Source organism: Nocardia sp. JW2, from assembly GCF_051843015.1.
GTDB classification, from domain to species: domain Bacteria; phylum Actinomycetota; class Actinomycetes; order Mycobacteriales; family Mycobacteriaceae; genus Nocardia; species Nocardia coubleae.
The window spans coordinates 22,685-42,070 of the sequence record NZ_JBPXLK010000024.1 but is presented as its reverse complement, the minus strand read 5'-3'; the positions used below and the strand labels follow the sequence as shown (position 1 = coordinate 42,070).

General features: G+C 67.5%; 20 protein-coding genes. 13 read left to right on the top strand and 7 right to left on the bottom strand.

Annotated features, from left to right (window positions below; genetic code table 11):
* The first annotated feature begins 33 nt into the window (after nucleotides 1–33).
* The gene (locus ACSVDM_RS25720; RefSeq protein WP_439268424.1) at nucleotides 34–579 is read left to right on the top strand and encodes a DinB family protein; all 546 of its coding nucleotides are present in this window, start codon (nucleotides 34–36) and stop codon (nucleotides 577–579) included.
* Here ACSVDM_RS25720 and ACSVDM_RS25715 read toward each other — a convergent pair.
* Nucleotides 525–959 (bottom strand): VOC family protein, encoded by a 435-nt coding sequence (locus ACSVDM_RS25715; RefSeq protein WP_439268423.1) that lies wholly within the window; start codon nucleotides 957–959, stop codon nucleotides 525–527. The two genes, ACSVDM_RS25720 and ACSVDM_RS25715, sit on opposite strands and share 55 nt — an antisense overlap.
* A gap of 65 nt (nucleotides 960–1,024) precedes the next feature.
* Between ACSVDM_RS25715 and ACSVDM_RS25710 the strand changes: the two genes are divergently transcribed.
* The 3 genes from ACSVDM_RS25710 (at nucleotide 1,025) to ACSVDM_RS25700 (ending at nucleotide 2,502) form a co-directional block, all read left to right on the top strand.
* Nucleotides 1,025–1,516 (top strand): helix-turn-helix domain-containing protein, encoded by a 492-nt coding sequence (locus ACSVDM_RS25710; protein WP_439268422.1) that lies wholly within the window; start codon nucleotides 1,025–1,027, stop codon nucleotides 1,514–1,516.
* Nucleotides 1,491–1,646, top strand: coding sequence for an MmyB family transcriptional regulator (locus ACSVDM_RS25705; RefSeq protein ID WP_439268421.1), 156 nt, complete (start codon nucleotides 1,491–1,493; stop codon nucleotides 1,644–1,646). The genes ACSVDM_RS25710 and ACSVDM_RS25705 overlap by 26 nt, the downstream gene beginning before the upstream one ends.
* 100 nt (nucleotides 1,647–1,746) lie before the next feature.
* Complete coding sequence (locus tag ACSVDM_RS25700; RefSeq protein ID WP_357395539.1) at nucleotides 1,747–2,502, top strand: SDR family NAD(P)-dependent oxidoreductase; 756 nt, start codon at nucleotides 1,747–1,749, stop codon at nucleotides 2,500–2,502.
* A gap of 3 nt (nucleotides 2,503–2,505) precedes the next feature.
* Here ACSVDM_RS25700 and ACSVDM_RS25695 read toward each other — a convergent pair whose 3' ends face one another.
* The gene (locus ACSVDM_RS25695) at nucleotides 2,506–3,339 is read right to left on the bottom strand and encodes an SDR family oxidoreductase (protein WP_439268420.1); all 834 of its coding nucleotides are present in this window, start codon (nucleotides 3,337–3,339) and stop codon (nucleotides 2,506–2,508) included.
* A 138-nt stretch (nucleotides 3,340–3,477) separates the two neighbouring features.
* Here ACSVDM_RS25695 and ACSVDM_RS25690 point away from each other — a divergent pair, with 138 nt between their 5' ends.
* Together ACSVDM_RS25690 and ACSVDM_RS25685 are read left to right on the top strand one after the other, a co-directional pair.
* The gene (locus ACSVDM_RS25690) at nucleotides 3,478–4,725 is read left to right on the top strand and encodes a sensor histidine kinase (RefSeq protein ID WP_439268443.1); all 1,248 of its coding nucleotides are present in this window, start codon (nucleotides 3,478–3,480) and stop codon (nucleotides 4,723–4,725) included.
* Nucleotides 4,713–5,357, top strand: a complete 645-nt coding sequence (locus ACSVDM_RS25685) for a response regulator (RefSeq protein WP_067493207.1) — start codon at nucleotides 4,713–4,715, stop codon at nucleotides 5,355–5,357. The genes ACSVDM_RS25690 and ACSVDM_RS25685 overlap by 13 nt, the downstream gene beginning before the upstream one ends.
* 42 nt (nucleotides 5,358–5,399) lie before the next feature.
* Here the strand turns inward: ACSVDM_RS25685 and ACSVDM_RS25680 are convergent, their stop codons facing one another.
* The 3 genes from ACSVDM_RS25680 to ACSVDM_RS25670 all read right to left on the bottom strand — a co-directional run bounded on the left by ACSVDM_RS25680 (nucleotide 5,400) and on the right by ACSVDM_RS25670 (nucleotide 8,909).
* Nucleotides 5,400–6,905 (bottom strand): alpha/beta fold hydrolase, encoded by a 1,506-nt coding sequence (locus ACSVDM_RS25680; protein WP_439268419.1) that lies wholly within the window; start codon nucleotides 6,903–6,905, stop codon nucleotides 5,400–5,402.
* Between the two features lie 49 nt (nucleotides 6,906–6,954).
* On the bottom strand, nucleotides 6,955–8,145 hold the full coding sequence (locus tag ACSVDM_RS25675) for a serine hydrolase domain-containing protein (RefSeq protein WP_439268418.1): 1,191 nt from the start codon (nucleotides 8,143–8,145) through the stop codon (nucleotides 6,955–6,957).
* Between the two features lie 200 nt (nucleotides 8,146–8,345).
* Complete coding sequence (locus tag ACSVDM_RS25670) at nucleotides 8,346–8,909, bottom strand: PadR family transcriptional regulator (protein WP_439268417.1); 564 nt, start codon at nucleotides 8,907–8,909, stop codon at nucleotides 8,346–8,348.
* A gap of 123 nt (nucleotides 8,910–9,032) precedes the next feature.
* Here ACSVDM_RS25670 and ACSVDM_RS25665 point away from each other — a divergent pair, with 123 nt between their 5' ends.
* Together ACSVDM_RS25665 and ACSVDM_RS25660 are read left to right on the top strand one after the other, a co-directional pair.
* Nucleotides 9,033–9,449: a nuclear transport factor 2 family protein gene (locus tag ACSVDM_RS25665; protein WP_439268416.1), complete on the top strand. Its 417-nt coding sequence runs from the start codon at nucleotides 9,033–9,035 to the stop codon at nucleotides 9,447–9,449.
* 242 nt (nucleotides 9,450–9,691) lie between these two features.
* Nucleotides 9,692–9,973 carry a DUF1330 domain-containing protein gene (locus tag ACSVDM_RS25660; protein WP_439268415.1) on the top strand — a complete coding sequence of 94 codons (282 nt, stop codon included), beginning with the start codon at nucleotides 9,692–9,694 and terminating at the stop codon, nucleotides 9,971–9,973.
* A gap of 483 nt (nucleotides 9,974–10,456) precedes the next feature.
* On the opposite strand, the gene ACSVDM_RS25655 is transcribed toward ACSVDM_RS25660, so the two are convergent.
* Entirely contained in the window at nucleotides 10,457–10,966 is a 510-nt protein-coding gene (locus tag ACSVDM_RS25655; protein ID WP_439268414.1) for a hypothetical protein, read from the bottom strand.
* Nucleotides 10,967–11,793: 827 nt separating this feature from the next.
* Here ACSVDM_RS25655 and ACSVDM_RS25650 point away from each other — a divergent pair.
* The 4 genes from ACSVDM_RS25650 to ligA all read left to right on the top strand — a co-directional run bounded on the left by ACSVDM_RS25650 (nucleotide 11,794) and on the right by ligA (nucleotide 17,467).
* Entirely contained in the window at nucleotides 11,794–12,999 is a 1,206-nt protein-coding gene (locus tag ACSVDM_RS25650) for a cysteine desulfurase family protein (RefSeq protein WP_439268413.1), read from the top strand.
* The gene (gene mnmA, locus ACSVDM_RS25645; RefSeq protein WP_439268412.1) at nucleotides 12,999–14,114 is read left to right on the top strand and encodes a tRNA 2-thiouridine(34) synthase MnmA; all 1,116 of its coding nucleotides are present in this window, start codon (nucleotides 12,999–13,001) and stop codon (nucleotides 14,112–14,114) included. Before ACSVDM_RS25650 ends, mnmA begins: the two co-directional genes overlap by 1 nt.
* A gap of 38 nt (nucleotides 14,115–14,152) precedes the next feature.
* Nucleotides 14,153–15,220: a methionine synthase gene (locus ACSVDM_RS25640; protein ID WP_439268411.1), complete on the top strand. Its 1,068-nt coding sequence runs from the start codon at nucleotides 14,153–14,155 to the stop codon at nucleotides 15,218–15,220.
* A gap of 132 nt (nucleotides 15,221–15,352) precedes the next feature.
* Nucleotides 15,353–17,467, top strand: coding sequence for an NAD-dependent DNA ligase LigA (gene ligA / locus ACSVDM_RS25635; protein ID WP_439268410.1), 2,115 nt, complete (start codon nucleotides 15,353–15,355; stop codon nucleotides 17,465–17,467).
* Nucleotides 17,468–17,489: 22 nt separating this feature from the next.
* Here the strand turns inward: ligA and ACSVDM_RS25630 are convergent, their stop codons facing one another.
* Entirely contained in the window at nucleotides 17,490–17,825 is a 336-nt protein-coding gene (locus tag ACSVDM_RS25630; protein WP_067636928.1) for a hypothetical protein, read from the bottom strand.
* A gap of 367 nt (nucleotides 17,826–18,192) precedes the next feature.
* On the opposite strand from ACSVDM_RS25630, the gene ACSVDM_RS25625 reads away from it, so the two are divergent.
* The gene (locus tag ACSVDM_RS25625; protein ID WP_439268409.1) at nucleotides 18,193–19,377 is read left to right on the top strand and encodes an AAA family ATPase; all 1,185 of its coding nucleotides are present in this window, start codon (nucleotides 18,193–18,195) and stop codon (nucleotides 19,375–19,377) included.
* Nucleotides 19,378–19,386: the final 9 nt, after the last annotated feature.

The window sequence follows — 19,386 nt, the reverse complement described above, 5'->3', positions numbered from 1 at the left end:
GCATTCTGGCACAACGGAAATGGAGTGAAAGAGATGAAGACCGAACGGATTACCGATGGCGGGGAGCGGATGCTCCTCGAGAATATGCTCGACCGCAACCGCGAAGCGCTCATCGACACCGCGCGCGGGTTGTCGGAAACCGACGCGCGCCGACGTCTCGTCCCATCGCTCACCACACCGATCTCGCTCCTCAAGCACGCCGCGGGTGCGGAACGGATCTGGTTTCAGCGGTTCTGGGCCGGGCTCGCGGAGTCCGAATGCGACGGCTACTCCCGCCGCGACGAAGGTACGTTCGCCGTGTCCGACGACGAATCGCTGGACGACGTCATCGCCGAGTTCGAACGCGCGAGTCGCCGCTCCCGCGACATCGCCGCCCGCTTCGACCTCGACGACACCCTCGACATCCCCGGCGAGGGGAGGGTCAGCATGCGCTGGACACTGCTCGCCATGATCGAGGAGTTCGCCAGACACGCAGGCCACGGCGATATTCTTCGCGAGCAGATCCGGCGGAACTCATCGCAGGCCTACCCCAATTCTTCGGCCAGCCCGATCAGCAACCCTTCGGGACCGCGCACGTAGCAGAGCCGATAGACATCCTCGTACCGCACCACCTCGTCGACCACCCGCGCACCGTGCTCGCGCAAGCGTTCGAGGGTGTCGTCGAGGTCGTCCACCTGGAACATGACCCGCAGATAGCCCAGCGCGTTCACCGGCGCCGTGCGGTGATCGGCGACCACCTCGGGCGCGAGAAAGCGCGAGAGTTCGAGCCGACTGTGCCCATCCGGCGTCCGCATCATGGCGATCTCGACCCGCTGGTCCCCGAGCCCGGTCACCCGCCCGGCCCACTCGCCAGCCACCACGGCCCGCCCCTCGAGCTCCAGACCGAGCTCCTGGAAGAACTCGATCGCCACCCCGAGATCCTCGACGACGATGCCGACATTGCTCATGCTGACTGCCATGCGGTTCATCGTAGGGTGCATCGCCGCACCGAATCCGCGATCGCGCGGTGCATACCATCATCGCCATGAGTTCGACCAAGCTGTCCGCGCAAGCCCGGGCCAGACGGAGCGCCGAGATGAAGGAGTTCTTGCGATCTCGGCGGGCCCGAGTGAGCCCCGAGGATGCCGGTTTGGCCGTAGGCGAAGCTCGGAGCCGACGCACTCCTGGCTTGCGTCGCGAGGAGGTCGCGGTGCTCGCCGGGGTCGGGGTGTCTTGGTACACCTGGCTCGAGCAGGGGCGGGACATCAACGTGTCCGGTGAGGTGCTGAACGCGATCGGCCGGGTGCTTCGGTTGGACTCGGTCGAGCGGGAACATCTCTACCTGCTGGCCGGGCTCAATCCACCCCGGCAGGCGCCGTCGGCGCGCCCGGTTCCGGAAGGTTTGCGCCAGGTCATCGATTCCTGGCTGCCGCGCCCGGCGTACCTACTGGATCGGCATTGGAATCTGGTGGTGGTCAACCGTGCGGCCGAGGTGGTGTTCGGGCAGGAAGGTGCTCCTGCACCCGGAGGCCGGTGAACTCGTCTTCGACTACACCACTTTGCTGTTGCCCGACCTGCCCGGCCATCGCCTGCTGCTGCACACCCCGGCCGCCGACACCCCGACACAACTGCGGTTGGACAGTTTGCTCGGGGCGGCCGCGCGATAGTTCGGGAAGCCATGAACGTCGGCCGGCCGTGGGTGGTGGTGGCAGACCCATGTTCGTCCGGCACTGCTGAAACACCGGAGCCGCCCACAGGATCGTCGGTATGAATCGTTTTGCCAACCGCACCGTTCTCATCACCGGCGGTACCTCGGGCATGGGCCTGGCCACCGCGCGTCGCCTTCTAGACGAAGGCGCCTATGTCGTCGTCACGGGACGTGACGATGCCCGATTGCGCAGTGCCGCAGCCGAACTCGATGCGGGCCAACGGGTGCTGACTGTTCGCGCCGACGTGGCGAACCTCGACGACCTCGATGCCCTGATGCGCTCCATCCAGCGCTGGCGCGGCCACCTCGACGCCGTCTTCGCCAACGCCGGTACCGGAATATTCAAACCCACCTCGGAGCTCACCGAGGCCGACGTCGACCAGTCCGTCGACATCAACTTCAAGGGCGTGTTCTTCACCGTGCAGAAGGCCCTCCCGCTCCTGAGGGAGGGTTCCGCGATCGTCCTCAATGCCTCGTGGACGCTGTACCGCGGCCTACCGGTCGCCTCGGTGTACTCCGCGACCAAGGCCGCGGTCCACAACCTGGCCCGCACCCTCGGCTCGGATCTCGCGCCGCGCGGTATCCGCGTCAACTCGGTGAGTCCCGGCTTCATCGACACGCAGATGTACCGCGACGCCACCACCGATCCGGAGGCCGACGCACGCAACGCCGCACAGGTACCGCTGGGCGCGGTCGGTCACGGCGCGGAAGTCGCTGCGGCGGTGGCTTTTCTGGCTTCCGATGACGCCTCCTACATCACCGGGCAGGACCTCGTCATCGACGGCGGACTCGTCGGTTCGTTCCCCAACCGGTGACCCTCACCGGAAGGACTCGATGTTCTCCTCGGCCCACTGCTCGAAGGTCCTGGCCGTCGACCCCGTCACCCGCGTGACGGTGTCACGCACCCGCAGCAGCGCGTCGTCGACATCGCCACCCGTCACATCCAGGACGGCATCGGCGGCGTCCTCCCCGAAGACCGCGACCATCCCTGCCCGGGCTTCCTCGCGGGTGATCTCGGTGACCTCGACGTCGCGGTGCAGCAGCCCGGCGATGGTCGTCACCTGCTGACGCGCGCTCACCGGTGCGGGACCGGTGAGCGCATACCGTTGCCCTCGGTGCCCGGGTTCGGTCAGCGCGACCCGGACCACCGAGGCGATATCGGCGGGATGAATCGTGGGGAGCCCGACGTCGGCGTAGGGCAGCTGGACGGGCTGCCCCGCCTGGATGGTCGGCGCCCACATGAGCGCATTGGACGCGAACTGCGTCGGCCGCAGGATCGTCCAATCCATCCCACTGGCCTCGAGAATCTTCTCCACCGACGCCTTGTCGACTGCGGGACCGAGGTGAGGGTGGGTCTCCACGGTGATCGACGACACCAGAACCACATGCTCGACACCGGCTCGACGGGCGCGATCGATGATCTCGGCGTCCGGCCCGATCCCCGGCACGAGGAACATCGACCGCACCCCCTCCAGCGCCGTCGCCACCGAGGCGGGGTCGGCCAGGTCGCCCTCGACCGCCTCGACCCCCGCCGGGAAGGCAGCGCCGGCGAGATCACGGGTGAGTGCCCTGATCGGCTCGGAGCTGAACGCCCGCAACTCTTTCAGCAACGGGCCGCCGATATTTCCGGTGGCCCCGGTAACCAGAATCATGAACATGTCCTCTCGCGTGGTGATCGACGAACGTCACGTTAAGACCTCAACTCGACTTGGGGTCAAGGGTTCGGAGTCGATGCCGACGGCGCACCGGCCCGGCACGGTCGCGTCCTGTTCTGACAGCATGGCGAGGTGATGAAGGCCCTGCGCTCGGCGCGAGACAAAGCACGGCGGTTGCCGGGCGCTGTCTGGTACCTGGCGGTCGGTGGCGTCACCGCTCTGCTCGCGCTGTTCGCGGTGGTCGGCCTGCTGCTCGTCGGCGCCTTCTGCCTGATCGGGGTCGGGATACCGGCACTGCCCGAGGCTGTTCGGCTGGTCCGCCCGTTGGTGTCGTTCGATCGGCGCCGAGCGGCACGCTACCTCGATGAACCCGCGGTGCGGGCCTATCAGCCGTTCACCGGTGGCCTGCGGCAGCGAGTCGCGACGGTGTTCACCGATCCGGCGAACCGCCGGGACTTCGGCTGGCTGGTCGCCCACGCGCTGACCGGCCTCTACCTCGCCGTATTCGCCCTCGCCCTCCCGCTCAGCACCCTCATCCAGCTGACGATCCCCGCATTCTGGCAGCTGATGCCGCCGGGGGAGGAGTTCGCCAGTTTCGGATTCACGGTCGACTCGTGGCCCAGGGCGATACTGAGCTTCGTCCTCGCGATCCCGGTGGCCTTGGTGACCCTGCAACTCCCCGTCGCCGCGCGCTGGCAGGCGATGGCCACCCGCGCCCTGCTGAAACCGCCAGAGGGCGCCCTGCTGGCCGACCGGGTCGCGGCCCTCACCGCCACCCGCGCCGCCGCGCTCGACGCGCACGGCGCCGAGCTGCGCCGCATCGAACGCGACCTGCACGACGGCGCGCAGGCCCGCCTCGCGGCGGTGATCATGCAGCTCGGACTGGCCGACCAGCTGCGCGACCAGGACCCGGACACCGCGCGCGAGCTCGTGCGCAAGGCACAGGACACCGCCACGGCCGCGCTCGCCGAGCTGCGTGATGTGGTGCGCAATGTGTACCCGCCGGTGCTCACCGATCGCGGGCTGGCCAGTGCCGTCGCGGCGGTGGCCGCCCGCAACCCGATTCCCTGCACGCTCGACCTCCACGAGGTGGGCAGGCGACCCGCCGCGGTGGAGGCGGCGGCGTACTTCGTCATCACCGAGGCACTCACCAACGCCACCAAGCATTCCGGTGCCACGGGCATCTCGTTGGTGCTGGGCGGTGCGCCCGAGCTGTTGACGATCGAGATCCGCGACGACGGCGTGGGCGGCGCCGTGGAAACCTACGACGGCGGACTGGCCGGAATCCGGCGCAGGGCCGAGGCACTCGACGGCCGGATGACGCTGACCAGTCCACCCGGTGGCCCTACTGTAGTGCGGGTGGAGTTGCCGTGCGGGTCATGATCGCCGAGGACAATGCCCTGCTGCGCGAGGGGCTGGTGCTGCTGCTGAGCACCGCGGGTATCGAGGTGGTCGCCGCCGTGGACAACGCCGACGACTTCCTCACGGCGGTGGCGGCTGATCGCCCGGACGCGGTGGTCGTCGATGTGCGCCTGCCGCCCACATTCACCGACGACGGCTTACGCGCGGCCGTCAGCGCACGCAAACTGCACCCCGGACTGCCCGTGCTGGTGCTGTCGTCCTGGGTGGAGGACAGCTACGCCGCGGAACTGCTCGGCGACGGGATGGGCGGTGTCGGCTATCTGCTCAAGGAGCGGGTCGGCAAGGTCGATCGCTTCCTCGATTCGCTGCGCCGGGTCGCGGCCGGTGGCACCGCCATGGACCCCGAGGTGATCTCCCAACTCCTGGTGCGCCGCAAGGCCGACGACCCGATGGCCGCGCTGACCGCTCGCGAGCGCGAGGTGCTCGCGCTGATGGCGGAGGGCCACAACAACGCGACCATCGCCGAGCGGTTGGTGGTCAGCGAAGGCGCTGTGCACAAACATATTCGGAGCATCTTCGCGAAGCTGGGGCTGTCTGCCGAGGACGTCGGCCATCGTCGGGTTCTCGCCGTGCTTGCCTACTTGAACGCGTGAAGCCCTGAACCCGTGGGGGATTCAGGGCCGCACACGGTCCGGTCAGTCGGCTCGACAGGTCATGTCGTCGGCGGGCAGTGTGCCGTCGCGGAAGTAGGTGTTCACCGCCGAGTACACGCAGGAGTTCGGGTATCGCCCGAAGATCCAGTGGATCGGCACATCCTGCAGGGTGACCATGCGGGAAGCGCTCAGATCCTCGTGCAGGGCGACCGCCCCGTCGTAGGTGGTCCTGGTGTCACCGGTGGACTGCACGATCAGGGCAGGCACCGAGTTGCGCACCACGGTCGCCGGTTCGACGGGCGGCGCCCAGAACGCGCACGGAGTGATGTTGTTGGTGAACCCGGCGAACAGCGGCTGGGTGGCGCGGGCGGCCTCGATATTGCGCCGGTAGAACTCGGGATCGCGCGGCGTGGCCACGTCACCGCACATGATCGCCATCTGCGACGAATTGTCTTTCGGCCGTGCCTTCAAGGCGAATCCGAGGGTGGAATCCAGTGTCTCGTCGGGCTGGGCGGGTTTGCCCGCGGCGGCGTCGGCGATGGTCCGGATCTGTCGGGCCACCATCTCGTACTGGTCGGGGCTGTCCAACCCGACGAACAACACCACCGGCAGCCAGTGTTCGTCGATCTCGTACTCGCCCAATCGGATCGGCGTGACGGCGGCCTGTCCGATCAGCGCTCGAACGGCCTCGCGAACCTGGGCGCGGCTGGTGCCGAAGTGGTATTCCGCGTCGCGCACCGCGACCCAATCCGCCCACAGGTCGAACGCGGCCTCGTTGAGCGGGCCCATGGCCTGCATCATGCCGACCGGCCCGTACTCGTCCGGGTCGGCCGCGCTGTCGAGCACCATCCGGTCGCTGCGGTCGGGGAACATCTGCATGTACACCGCACCGAGGTAGGTGCCGTACGAGGTGCCGAAGTAACTGATCTTCTCCGCGCCGAGAAGGCCGCGGATGACGTCCATGTCCCGTGCGGTGTTGCGGGTGGTGATGTGGGGCAGCCGCGCCCCTTCGGTCGCGGCACAACGGGCGGCCAGATCGCCTTGCATCGCAACGGATTCCGCGAAGCCGACCGCGTCGAGTCCCGCCGAATGCAACCCGAAGCCGACCGGCCACTCGCAGTCGACAGCCGACGATCGCCCGACACCACGCGGGTCCATCCCGATCAGGTCGTAACGAGCCCGCACCTCGGGCGTCATCGCCTTGCCGACATCGACCATGAAGTCCAGACCTTCACCACCGGGACCGCCGGAATTGGACAGCATGACGCCACGCTGGGGGTCGGTACCGGCGATCCGGGAGATCGCCACCGTCAGCGTCGGACCTTGTGGGTCGGCGTAGTTCACCGGCACCGTGACATCGGCGCACTGCGCCCCCGCCTCGTCCAGTTTCGGAACCCCGCAGTCTTTCCACTCGAGCTGCTGACCGGTGAACCGGTCCGGCACCGCGGTGTGTGGGCCCGCCTCCGCCTCGGGACCGGCACAGCCGATCAGGGCGGCACAGGCCATCAGGCCGGTCACGGCGACCGTCAGCCCTTTCGCGCGTTTCACTGTTTCTCCTCGTAAGTTGTTCGGCCGCACAGCCCTTGGTGACAGGTGATCATGAGGCGCACAGGGCGGCGTCCAGCACGCTGTTCACCGCGTCGGCCTCTTCGTCGGTGGTCGGCAACTGGTTGACCGTGACGGTCACCGCGGTGCCCTCGGCCGTCACACCGTTGCGGGTCTCGAAGCCGGGAATGCTGCCGCCGTGCCCCCACACCTGCGCACCGCACGGCGCGGTCCGGTGGATCAGAGCGAGTCCGTAGTCCGCGCCCGGCATCCGGTCGAACGGCACAGTGCGCTGCATGTCGGCCAATTGCGCGGGCGGCAAAAGCTTTCCGGACAGCAACGCGATGAAGAAGCGGTTCAGGTCGGTCGCGGTGGCGACCATGTCACCGGCGGTGGCGGCCCAGGACGGGTCGAAGTCGGTGAAATCGACCGGCTCACCGTCGACCCGGTGGTAGCCACGGGCATGCGGGCCACGGATGCCGGTTTCGCGCGAAGCGGGCACATAGGTGTCGCGCAGACCGAGCGGCTCGAGGATCCGGCGCCCGATCTCGTCGGCGGCCGGATTGCCCGTCACCCGCTCGATCAGCAGACCGGCCAGCAGGTAGTTGGTGTTCGTGTACACCGATTTCGCGCCCGGTTCGAACTGCGGTGGTGTCGTCATCGCCCGCCGGACCAGCTCGGTCATCTCGAAGTGCTGCCACCGCAGCGCCTCCTCGTCCGGGTCGAGCTGTTCGGAGTTCTGGGCTGTGATGCCGTCGCCGGAGCCACGACCGAGGTAGTCGGGCACCCCACTGGTGTGCTGCAACACCTGCCGCACGGTGATCCGGTTGCCGTCGTTGCCGCTGCCGCGCACCACCCCGGGCAAGTAGCGCTCGATCGCCGCGTCCAGGTCGACCTTGCCCTCGGCGACCAACTGCATGATCACGGTGGTCACATAGGTCTTGGTGTTGCTCCCGATCCGGACGCGCGCGTCGTCCGGGAACGGTGTGCCGGTGCCCAGATCACCGACGCCCGCACTGAACGTCCGATGTCCGCCGGGCCCGTCGATCACCACCTGGACACCCGGGAATCCCTGGCGAACCACCGCGTCCATCGCGGCGGCCACCGCGGGCGGCGGCATCGTCACCACCTCGTCCGATGCCACCACCGACGTCCCACCCCCGCACGCGGCCACCGCGAGCACCGCACCCACCACAACAACTGAAAGGCCCGCTTTGCCGGAGTTCCACCGAAATCGGTTCATGAGCAGTGTCTTTTCTCCTGTTCGAGCCGGAAATCATCGGTGCGTTTCCGACGATTTCGAGCCTAGGAATCGACAACCCGCCTGCCCATGCCACGCGCACCCGAATACCGGGTCCCGCCTACTGCCCCGGGGTGGTAGTGCCAGCACCACCACACCCGATTACCGGCCGTCCATTTCCCACCTCGGGCGTGTGCGTGACGCTAGATGTTCGAGGTGACGCGTCGATCGATCGCCGCCAAGGCGAACTCCGCCCAGCGAATGTTCTCCTGTTCGAAGGAGATTCCGCGCAGCAGGGTGAGATAGGGACCGATGCGCTCGGCCTCGGCGAGGTAGGCCTGTTCGCTGCGGCCGTCGAGCAGTCTGTTCCGAAGGCGTTCGTAGCGAGCCAGTTTCGCTCTCGCCCATGCCATCCGCTCGGTGATCGCCGCCCGCGCCGCCGCGGTGTCCTCGACGTCCATGCCCTGGACCTTGACCATCATCTCGTCGCGGATCGCGGTCGGCTTGGCCGCCGAGGCGATGAATTCGTGCAGTGCGGCACGCCCGGCCGGGGTGATGGTGTGCAGCCGTTTGTTGGGGCGGCGTTCCTGCTGCACCACGCGGGTCTCGATGAGCCCGTCGGCCGCCATGCGCTCGAGTTCCTTGTAGAGCTGCTGGGGAGTGGCCATCCAGAAGTTCGCGACCGAGGCGTCGAAGGTCTTGGCCAGCTCGTAGCCGGAAGCCTCGCCGTCGAGCAGGGCGGCCAATACCGCGTTCCGTAGCGCCATCCCGACAATTTACCAGTTCAGGCGAATAATCAAATAATTGTCCATATGTGGATGGACTCAGGGGTATAACCTCGATACCGTAAACGGAGCGTACTCAAAAAATTCACTATGAGAGGTGACGGAATGCATCCCTTCCGAGTAGCCGTGGAGGCCCGCGACGAGGCCGCGATCGAAGCCGCGCTCGCTGAGAACGTGGTGTTCACCAGCCCGGTGGCGTTCAAGCCGTACCCGGGCAAGGCGATCACCGCGGCCATTCTGCGCGCGGTGATGCGCGTATTCGAGGACTTCCGCTATGTCCGCGAGATCGTGTCCCCGGACGGTCGCGATCACGCGTTGGTCTTCGAGGCGAGTGTGGATGGCAAGCAGATCACCGGCTGCGACTTCCTGCACTTCGATGCCGACGGCCGCATCGATGACTTCATGGTGATGGTGCGTCCGCTGTCGGCCGCGCAGGCACTCGCGGCACGCATGGGCGAGCAGTTCGAGCGGATCGAGGCCGAGGCCACCGCCCAGATCGCACGCGAAGGAGCCGGTGCGTGATCGACTAGCGGGGAACACGACCTGTACCAGCGGTGATTCCGGTCAGCTGGAGCTGACGTATTCGACGCCCGACTGGTCCGCGCCAGGCCGGCTAGCGCTCAGCAAGTCACAGCCCGCGCGTCGAGAACGTCCGCACGTGCCGATTTCAGGACACCTGCGCGGCCGGTCTGCTCGCGTGAAGTACCTTCGGCGAGAACACGATCGATACATCGAATCCGTCTGCGCGGCGACAGGAGTTACGGATGGCAGCCTACGTCGTAGTCGAGGCCGATGTTCACGACGAGCAGGTTGGCTTGGCGTACTGGAAGCTGGCTGAGCCCTCGATTCGCCAGTACGGCGGCCGATATCTCGTGGCCGCCAAGCCCGAGGTTCGGGAGGGCGACTGGCCGGGGCGTGTGGTTGTGCTCGAGTTTCCCGATCTCGATCAGGTCAGGGCCTGGTACGACTCACCGGAATACCGCACCGCTCGTGAAGTCCGGAAGTCCGGTGTCACCGTGCGGCTGGTCTTCGCCGAAGGGATGTGAGCGGCTCGGACGCGCTGCGGCAGACAACGTCCGTTTCTCCCGCTGAGCACTCGGCGACCTCATTGGCGAGATCTGGAAATACTTCCTCCAGGCGAACTGGACCGATGTCGTGCGTCGAACCATGCGGTCGCCGCTGCTCTTTGCCGGCTGAGCCTCAGCTCCACCGGATCAGATAGATCCCTTGGCCGCGCTGATCCAGCTGACCATCGGAAGGGTGCAGCGGTATTCGTCCGGTCCTAGCCGTCCACGGTGGACATTGATCTCGAGCTGCACCGGTGTGAGGCTAGAGGGATCGGTTCGATCGCAGCCAGGGGTTTTCGGGTGATGGTGACGGTCGGGGGTTGTGGACTGCTCTGGGTCCGATCAAGAGTCCTGCTCGAGCTACTCGACCCGTTCCTCGTCAGCCTCCGGTAAAGCCGATATGAACGTCCGCGAATGCCGCCTATCGCGCTCAGAGGGCTGGCCATGTCACCGCCGGTCGGATCACCACACGAGAGTTGGACTCTTGTAGACCTCGACTCTGCCGTCGCTCCATTCCACCGCCAGCTCGGAGTGGTACCTGCGGCCCGTGGTCGGGTCGCCCAGGTCCGGTGGGCGATACGACTGGGCCCGCTCACACGGTTCCTTAGTCGGCTCGAACACCGGCCCCAGGTAGTCGCTGTCGTCGTCGTACAGACCAATCGTGATGGTGCAGTCGTCCGAGACATTCGTGGTGGCCCAATAGCTGAGACTGCCGGAGTGGTCCTTCATCACGCAGATTCGCAGATTATTCGGACCGTCACACAGCTCCTGTCCAGGAGGCGTGGTCGACGAGGTCGGGGGTGCGGGATGCGAGTTGGTCACCGGAGTCGAGTTGGTGGCGCACTGCACGACGATCGCGAGGATCGCGATCGGGATTGCGACGACCGCGGCTATCCCGCTGATCTTCGGCCAGTCGGGGCCGGTAGGCCCGCCGCCACTGCCGCCTCCGAAAGGTGTCGGGTCAGCCGTCATTGTTCTGTTCTCCCCCTGGGTATTCCGTGAAGTCGGCTCGGTGTCGGCCGGACTGTCACCGGTGCTCTCTGTCGATCTGGTCAAGTACCTCGCGAACCAAGGACAGCAGGTTCACACGGACAAAAGTACCGCTCGATCGCGGCCTCTTGGCGGTTGTCGAGGTGCTTCCTCTCGATGAGCCATCCAGGCTGCCGCGGCCGCGGCAGCATCGACCGGAACGCATGCCGCTGTGCGGATTTCACGCCCGAAAGGCTCTTCGCGCCGGTGAGGTCCTTGATGCGCGCGGGTGTAGCGCTGCCTCCCTCAGCAACCAGGATCCGCAGCGTCTGCCTGCCAATCCCAGGTAGCGCCGCGAGATCGTGGAACGGTTCCCGCGGCCGGATGGTGACGAACACGGACGACAGGTGCGTCCAGCGATCTCGAACAAGCCCCGTGCACGCACCAGTGGCGGCCCCGGGCATGTCCTGCGGAATATGGGGTTTGTCACGGTAGCGGCGCCCCTAGCGGCCGGTGTCGGCCGCTGCGCTCCCGCCCCGGCCCAGCGGGCGAATGCGTCGCGGGCGGCTGCTGGCCGTACAAGAAGCATCTGCGCGCGCGGAATCTCGTATTCATCTGTCTGCCGAGTCGCCGGACCGCTGGTGTCTGCCGGCTCAGGTGTTTCGCACCGAGCTGTTTCGACCGTCTCCCTGGCCTGCTCTTCGCCGAAGCGGGAATGAAGTTGGGTGATACACGTGTTGAGAGTCCTGGGTGAATCGTAGAAAAATCATAGGAAGCAGGGGTGGACCCCGAAGATGACCAGGTCAGCGGTGGTATAGGCTTTGTCGGTCATGAAGTCGGCTTATTCGGGTGCGCCCAAGACGGTCTACCTCGATCATGCGGCGACCACTCCGATGTTGCCTGCCGCTGTCGAGGCGATGACGGCTGCCTTGGGGATGGTGGGGAACGCCTCGTCGCTGCACGGGTCGGGGCGGGCGGCGCGGCGGACGCTCGAGGAGGCGCGGGAGTCGATCGCCGCTGAGTTGGGGGCGCGGCCGTCGGAAGTGATCTTCACCTCCGGGGGCACCGAGAGCGACAATCTCGCGATCAAGGGGATTTTCTGGGGGCGGCGGGCTGCCGATCCGCGCCGGACCCGGCTGGTGGTGAGCTCCGTCGAGCATCACGCGGTGCTCGACGCGGTGGAGTGGCTCGAGCAGCACGAGGGTGCGCAGGTGAGCTGGTTGCCCGTCGACGGCGAGGGTGTGGTGTCGCCGCACGCGCTGCGCGAAGTGCTCGAGGCGCACGGTGACGAAGTGGCGCTGGTGAGCGTGATGTGGGCCAACAACGAGGTCGGCACCGTCCAGCCGATCGCCGAATTGGCTGCCGTCGCACAGGAATTCGATATTCCGATGCACAGCGACGCGATCCAGGCGGTGACCCAGGTTCCGGTCGATTTCGGGGCGAGCGGGCTGGCCGCGCTGAGCGTCGCGGGGCACAAGGTCGGGGGTCCGCACGGGATCGGCGTGCTGTTGCTCGGTCGGCAGGTGCCCTGTGTGCCGCTGATCCACGGTGGCGGGCACGAACGCGACCTGCGTTCGGGAACCTCCGACGTGGCGGCCGCCATCGGCTTCGCCGCCGCCCTGCGCGCCGCCTCCGTCGAGGCCGTGCACAGCCTGAAAGCCTTGCGAGACAAGCTGATCGCCGGTGTACTCGCGCTGGAACCGGACGCTGTGCTCAACGGTCCGGCCGATGACCGCAGACTCCCCGGCAACGCCCACTTCACCTTCCCCGGTTGCGAGGGCGACTCCCTGCTGATGCTGCTCGACGCCGCCGGTATCGAATGCTCGACCGGATCGGCGTGCAACGCGGGGGTGGCCTCGCCGAGTCATGTCCTGATCGCCATGGGTGTCGAGCCGTGGCAGGCGCGCAGTTCGCTGCGGTTCTCACTGGGCCACACCTCGACCGAATCCGATATCGACACATTGCTGACCGTGCTGCCGCAGGTCATCGAAAGGGCCAGGGCCGCGGGTCTGGCCGGCGCTAGAGGAGGTGCCTGATGCGAGTACTTGCCGCCATGAGTGGTGGAGTCGATTCGGCGGTGGCCGCGGCGCGGGCCGTGGACGCCGGTCACGAGGTGGTCGGGGTGCACCTGGCGCTGTCGGCGTCGCCGGGCACCCTGCGCACCGGCTCGCGTGGCTGCTGCTCCAAGGAAGACGCCGGTGACGCCCGGCGCGCCGCCGATGTGCTCGGCATCCCGTTCTACGTGTGGGATTTCGCCGACCGCTTCAAAGAAGACGTGATCGACGATTTCGTCGCCGCCTACGCCGCGGGCGAGACCCCGAACCCGTGCCTGCGCTGCAACGAGAAGATCAAGTTCTCCGCCCTGGCCGACCGGGCGCAGGCCCTCGGCTTCGACGCCGTGGTCACCGGGCACTACGCCCGCCTCGAAGACGGTGTGCTGCGCCGCGCGGTCGACGCCGACAAGGACCAGTCCTATGTGCTCGCGGTCCTCACCGCCGAGCAGCTGTCCCGGGCCATGTTCCCGGTCGGCGACACCCCGAAGCCGCGTATCCGTGAGGAAGCGGCCGAGCGCGGTCTCGCCGTGGCGAACAAGCCCGACAGTCACGACATCTGCTTCATCCCCTCCGGCGACACCCGGGCGTTCCTCGGCGCCAAGATCGGCATCCGCCCCGGTGCGCTCGTCGATTCCGACGGCACCGTGCTCGGCACCCATGAAGGCGTGCACGGGTTCACCGTCGGTCAGCGCAAGGGCCTCGGCCTGAGCCACACCGCCGCCGACGGCAAGCCTCGCTACGTCACCGGGATCGACCCCGATTCCGGCACGGTGAAGGTCGGTTCGGTGGAAGACCTGCAGGTCGACGTCATCACCGCCGACCGCGCCATCTGGACCTCCGGCGTGCGCCCGACCGAACCGGTCGAGTGTGTGGTGCAGGTGCGCGCCCACGGTGGCACCGCGCCCGCCGTCGTCGAACCGGTGGGTGACGGGCTGGTCGCGCGGCTGCGTGAACCGCTCAGCGGCGTCGCGAAGGGTCAGGCCATCGTGCTCTACCTGCCCGATGCCGACGGTGGCGACACCGTGGTCGGCAGCGGCACCATCAACGGCACCGATCGTGCCGTGGTCGACGCGGGGATCACCGACGCTTCCGCCTGAGGAGCGCGCCGTTCGACGACACGAAAGGTGTTGTGTACGTGACATTGTCGCGAAGCGAGAGCTCCGAGGAGAGCGCGCCCGCGGACCTGCTCGTCGGCGGCATCGCCACGGGCATCGGGTCGTGGCCGGGTACCGATCCGAGGGAAGCCGCCGCGACGATCATCGGTGAACTGCCCGACCTCGCGCACCTGGTCGAACTGCCGCAGCGCGGGATCGGCGCCGACATGATCGGCCGGGTGTCGGCGCTGCTGGTGGATCTGCGCTTCGATTCCACCACGCGCGGTTACCGGCTGGCCGCTCGCCCGGGCTCGGTGTCCCGCCGGGCACGTGACCTGCTCCAGTTCGATCTCGATGCGATCGAAGAAGCCTGGGAGACAGCGGGTTCGGTCGGAACCGGCCGTGTCGTGAAGCTGCAGTCGGCGGGACCGCTCACTCTGGCCGCCGAAGTGGAACTGCCCGGTGGGCATCGGATTCTCACCGATCCCGGTGCGGTGCGCGATCTTTCGGAGTCTCTCGCCGAAGGTTTGGCGCGGCACGCGGACGAGCTGCGCAGGCGGTTGGGGGCCCAGGTGGTCATCCAGCTGGACGAACCGCAGCTCTCCACGGTGCTCGAAGGTACGTTGCAGGGACCGAGCATCCTCAACACCATTCGCGCGCTTCCCGAACCCGACGCCCTGCGCATTCTCGACACCGTGATCGCGGCACAGAACGCGCCGGTCCTGTTGCACACCTGCGCATCTCGTCCCGCCCTGGCCACCATCGGCCGCACCGCCGCCGCAGGCATCTCCTTCGACGCCGCGACCATCAGCACCGCCGACCTCGACGCCCTCGGCGACATCGTCGACCGGGGTAAGAAGATCGCCCTCGGCCTCACCCCGGCCGAGCAGCCGGCCGCGCCGATCACCTGGCGCGAGATCGCCGAACCCGCCGTCCGCCTGGTCGACCGGCTCGGCTTCCCTCGCACGACCCTGGCCACCCAGATCCTGGTGACCCCCGCCTGTGGGCTGGCCGGTGCCTCCCTCGAATGGTCCCGCCGTGCGCTCGCGCTCAGCACCGAGGTGGCGCGCGCTTTCGCCGAGGAACCGGAGTCGTTGAACGTCGAGTAGCGGTCGCCTGTCCGGTGCGTAGCCAGGTGGGGTGCTTCGGCATCCGGGGGTTCGGACCTCAGTGGAAGACGGGTCGGCGACGGGCCCGGACGGTCGCCGAAAGTGTCGGTGGCCTCCACTAATGTGCTTGGTGTGAGTGAGAGCGACAGCGCGGTTTCCGTGAGTGCCGAAGGTGCCACCCCCGAGCAGCGGGTGCGGTGGCAGCAGTTGGCCGACGAGGTGCGTGAGCACCAGTTCCGCTACTACGTGCGGGACTCGCCGATCATCACCGACGGCGAGTTCGACGCGCTCCTGCGTGAACTGCAGGCGATGGAGGAGGCGCACCCCGATCTGCGCACACCCGATTCGCCGACCCAGCTGGTCGGCGGCGGATTCGCCACCGAGTTCACCGCGGTCGACCACCTCGAGCGCATGCTGTCGCTGGACAATGTGTTCGACTTCGACGAACTGCGCGCCTGGGCTGCCCGAGTGGAGGCCGAAACCGGTCCCGACCTGCACTACCTGTGCGAAGTGAAGATCGACGGCGTGGCCCTGAACCTGGTGTACGAGAACGGCAGACTGGTGCGCGCCGCCACCCGCGGCGACGGGCGAACCGGCGAGGACGTCACCCTCAACGCCCGCACCATCGACGACATCCCCACCGAACTCACCGCCACCGAACAGTTCCCCATCCCGGAACTGCTCGAGGTGCGCGGCGAGGTGTACTTCCGCCTCGAGGATTTCCAGACGCTCAACGCCCAGATCGTCGCGGAAGGCAAACCGCCCTACGCCAACCCGCGCAATACCGCCGCCGGCTCGCTGCGCCAGAAGAACCCCGCGATCACCGCCCAGCGCAGGCTGCGGATGATCTGCCACGGCTTCGGCCGCATCGACGGTTACCGCCCCACCTCCATGCACGAGGCCTATCAGGCACTCGCCGCGTGGGGACTGCCGGTGTCGGAGCACACCCGGCTGGTGCAGGGCGTCGACGCGGTGATCGAACGGGTCGCCTACTGGGGCGAGCACCGCCACGACATCGAGCACGAGCTCGACGGGCAGGTCATCAAGGTCGACGAGATGGCATTGCAGCGGCGGCTCGGCTCCACCTCCCGTGCCCCGCGCTGGGCCATCGCCTACAAGTACCCACCGGAAGAGGCGACCACCACGCTGCTCAACATCGAGGTGAACGTCGGCCGCACCGGGCGAGTCACCCCGTTCGCCGTGATGGAACCCGTCACCATCGCGGGGTCGACGGTCGCGATGGCCACCCTGCACAACGCCTCGGAGGTGAAGCGCAAGGGTGTGCTGATCGGCGACACTGTCACCATCCGCAAGGCCGGTGACGTGATCCCCGAGGTGCTCGGCCCGGTGGTCGACGCCCGCACCGGCGACGAACGCGAGTTCGTGATGCCCACTCACTGTCCCAATTGCGGCACCGAACTGGCGCCCGCGAAAGAGGGCGACGCCGACATCCGCTGCCCCAACCAGCAGTTCTGCCCCGCTCAGCTGCGCGAGCGAGTGTTCCATCTCGCCGGGCGCGGCGCCTTCGACATCGAGGCGCTCGGCGACAAAGCGGCCGACGCGTTGCTGCGCTCCGGCGCCATCACCGACGAAGGTGATCTGTTCGATCTCGACGAGCAGAAACTGCTGTCGGTTCCGCTGTTCACCAACAAGGAAGGCGGCTTGTCCGCCAACGGCAGGCGGCTGCTGGAAAACCTGCAGGCGGTGAAGGACCGGCCGCTGTGGCGGGTGCTGGTCGCGTTGTCCATCCGGCACGTCGGCCCGACCGCCGCCCGCGCGCTGGCCGCCGAGTTCGGCAGCCTCGAGCGCATCGAATCCGCGACGGGGGAAGAACTTTCGTCGACCGACGGTGTGGGCCCGACGATCGCCGCGGCCGTGGTGGAGTGGTTCACCGTCGACTGGCATCGCGCCATCGTCGACAAGTGGCGGGCCGCCGGTGTGCGCATGGAGGACGAGCGCGACGCCTCGATCGAACGCACCCTAGAGGGGTTGTCGATCGTGGTCACCGGCTCGCTGCAGACCTTCACCCGCGACGGTGCCAAGGAGGCGATCCTGGTCCGCGGCGGCAAGGCGGCGAGCTCGGTGTCGAAGAAGACCGCGTTCGTCGTGATCGGCGATTCGCCCGGTTCCAAGGCGGCCAAGGCCGAAGAACTGGGTGTCCCGATCCTCGACGAGGACGGTTTCCGCCTGCTGCTCGAGCAAGGGCCGGAAGCGGTCAGCGCCCCGGCCGAATCAGAAGCCGAGTAGCGACCCCCGGGCCGGGTTCAGCTCAGCTCGGGGTGACGGTGACCGTGTTCGCCATCTGCGTGCGGATGTCGAACTGGGCGCACTGGCCGTTGGTGAGCTCCACGTGCCGGTGCGTCTTCTTCGAGTTGCCTTCGATGTCGACGACGACGTCGCTACCGGTCATCGAGCAGACCTTCGACACCGGCGCCTCGGTGTAGCTGACGGTCCCGGCCCCCTGGCAACTGTTCGTCGAGTTTCCCAGGAACACCCGTGCGGTCCCGTCCGGACAGGGATCGGCCGCCGCGGTCGGCGCACCCACCATCAGCACCGGAACCACGGCCCCGGCCCCCAACGCCGCAACAACCAGCCCACGAATCATCACTGCAGCTCCGCCTCTCACCGATTTTCGGCCAGACTACGCCAGACCCACACCCCCGCGCGCGACATGCACACGATCGCAAACCTGGACACTTCCCCGAGACCCAGCGACTCTCAGCCGCCCAGGGGTGCCGATGACGCCTGCTACCGTCGGTCCACGCAGTTCTTCTGACGTCTGTTCGAGGCCTCGGGCATCGACTGCCGCGTCGAGAGACAGGTGAGAACATGGGTAACTCACCGGGGACGGGCGACGGTGACCTGCTACATGGTCTGGCCGCCAACGGGAGTCTCCCCCCACCTGAATCTGGCCTAGATTCTCGGGGAGGCGGAATAGAGAGGCGGAAGAGCACTTGTTGCGGAGTTTTCAGGTGGCCAATCATGGGTCTTTGGCCGAGGCGCAGCAATTGCGGCTGACCAAGGGGGCCGGTGGACCGCTCGCGGTGCCGGTGACGGCGGTGTACGGCGTCGCGGCGTCGGGGAAGACGAGTGTGGTCGACGCGCTCGCGCAGATGCGTGATGCCGTCTTGAATTCGGTGAGCGGGTGGGATCCGTACGCGGGTCCGGTGCGTCGGCCGCATCTCGGATTCGCCGACCGGCCGACCGAATTCGTGGCCGGCTTCGTGGCGGAGGGCGTTCCGTATACCTACGGCTTCCGCCTCGACAGTGCCGATGTGATCGCCGAGTGGCTCTACACCCATCCGCGTTCGCGGAAGCGAATCGTGTTCGAGCGCAACGGGGATCAGGTCAAGATCGGCCCGATGTTCGAGGCGGCCCGGTACGGGGTGACGGCGCTGGTGCCGTTGCTGCGGCCGAACGCGTTGCTGCTGAGCCTGGCCGGTCAGTTGTACGCGGAGGCCCTGGTACCCGCCTATCGCTGGTTCGCGGCGAATCTGCAAGTGCAGCAGGGTGATATCGGTGTGGAGGCGTTGGCGTACGAGCTCGGCAGCCACATCTCTCGTTCGCCCGACAACGCCGCGCGCCTGCTGATGCTGTTGCGCACAGCCGATCTGGGTATCGAGGATCTGCTGATCGCCGAGCACGACCCGATGTACGCCGACTACCTGCGTGACATGGATGCCGGAATCGCCTCGCTCACAGCAAAACTCGACCAGGGTGGCGCCGATGCCGTGCTGGTGGAACGGGAGCTGAGCACGCTGCGTGCCGCCCGTGACACCCTGTACCGCCGCATGGTCGACCGGCGCGGCCCCGGCCTGAGCCTGGTGCACGAAGGCATCGACATCGCGTTCGACCTGGCCGACGAATCGACCGCGACCCGCGCACTGCTGCGGGTGCTGCCCGCGATGCTCGAGGCGCTCGACACCGGCGGTGTCCTCGCCGTCGACGATCTCGGTGCGGGCCTGCCGGTGGAGGAGACCGACCGTCTGGTGCAGCTGTTCCAGAACCCGGAGACCAACGCCCGCGGCGCCCAGCTGATCTACACCACCGCGAATCGCGCGCTCATCGACCGTAACAACGGCCGGTCCCAGCGCACCAGGACGGCGGTGTGGCAGGTGCGGCGGACGCAGGGCGTCAGCGAACTCGTCGGTCTGTAGTCGGCCTAC

What these genes read in the sequence shown, in the direction of transcription:
- ACSVDM_RS25720 (WP_439268424.1), top strand. Translation starts at nt 34, where the DNA reads ATGAAGACCGAACGGATTACCGATGGCGGGGAGCGGATGCTCCTCGAG.
- ACSVDM_RS25715 (WP_439268423.1), bottom strand. Translation starts at nt 959, where the DNA reads ATGGCAGTCAGCATGAGCAATGTCGGCATCGTCGTCGAGGATCTCGGG.
- ACSVDM_RS25710 (WP_439268422.1), top strand. Translation starts at nt 1,025, where the DNA reads ATGAGTTCGACCAAGCTGTCCGCGCAAGCCCGGGCCAGACGGAGCGCC.
- ACSVDM_RS25700 (WP_357395539.1), top strand. Translation starts at nt 1,747, where the DNA reads ATGAATCGTTTTGCCAACCGCACCGTTCTCATCACCGGCGGTACCTCG.
- ACSVDM_RS25695 (WP_439268420.1), bottom strand. Translation starts at nt 3,339, where the DNA reads ATGATTCTGGTTACCGGGGCCACCGGAAATATCGGCGGCCCGTTGCTG.
- ACSVDM_RS25690 (WP_439268443.1), top strand. Translation starts at nt 3,478, where the DNA reads ATGAAGGCCCTGCGCTCGGCGCGAGACAAAGCACGGCGGTTGCCGGGC.
- ACSVDM_RS25675 (WP_439268418.1), bottom strand. Translation starts at nt 8,145, where the DNA reads ATGAACCGATTTCGGTGGAACTCCGGCAAAGCGGGCCTTTCAGTTGTT.
- ACSVDM_RS25670 (WP_439268417.1), bottom strand. Translation starts at nt 8,909, where the DNA reads ATGGCGCTACGGAACGCGGTATTGGCCGCCCTGCTCGACGGCGAGGCT.
- ACSVDM_RS25665 (WP_439268416.1), top strand. Translation starts at nt 9,033, where the DNA reads ATGCATCCCTTCCGAGTAGCCGTGGAGGCCCGCGACGAGGCCGCGATC.
- ACSVDM_RS25660 (WP_439268415.1), top strand. Translation starts at nt 9,692, where the DNA reads ATGGCAGCCTACGTCGTAGTCGAGGCCGATGTTCACGACGAGCAGGTT.
- ACSVDM_RS25655 (WP_439268414.1), bottom strand. Translation starts at nt 10,966, where the DNA reads ATGACGGCTGACCCGACACCTTTCGGAGGCGGCAGTGGCGGCGGGCCT.
- ACSVDM_RS25650 (WP_439268413.1), top strand. Translation starts at nt 11,794, where the DNA reads ATGAAGTCGGCTTATTCGGGTGCGCCCAAGACGGTCTACCTCGATCAT.
- mnmA (WP_439268412.1), top strand. Translation starts at nt 12,999, where the DNA reads ATGCGAGTACTTGCCGCCATGAGTGGTGGAGTCGATTCGGCGGTGGCC.
- ACSVDM_RS25630 (WP_067636928.1), bottom strand. Translation starts at nt 17,825, where the DNA reads ATGATTCGTGGGCTGGTTGTTGCGGCGTTGGGGGCCGGGGCCGTGGTT.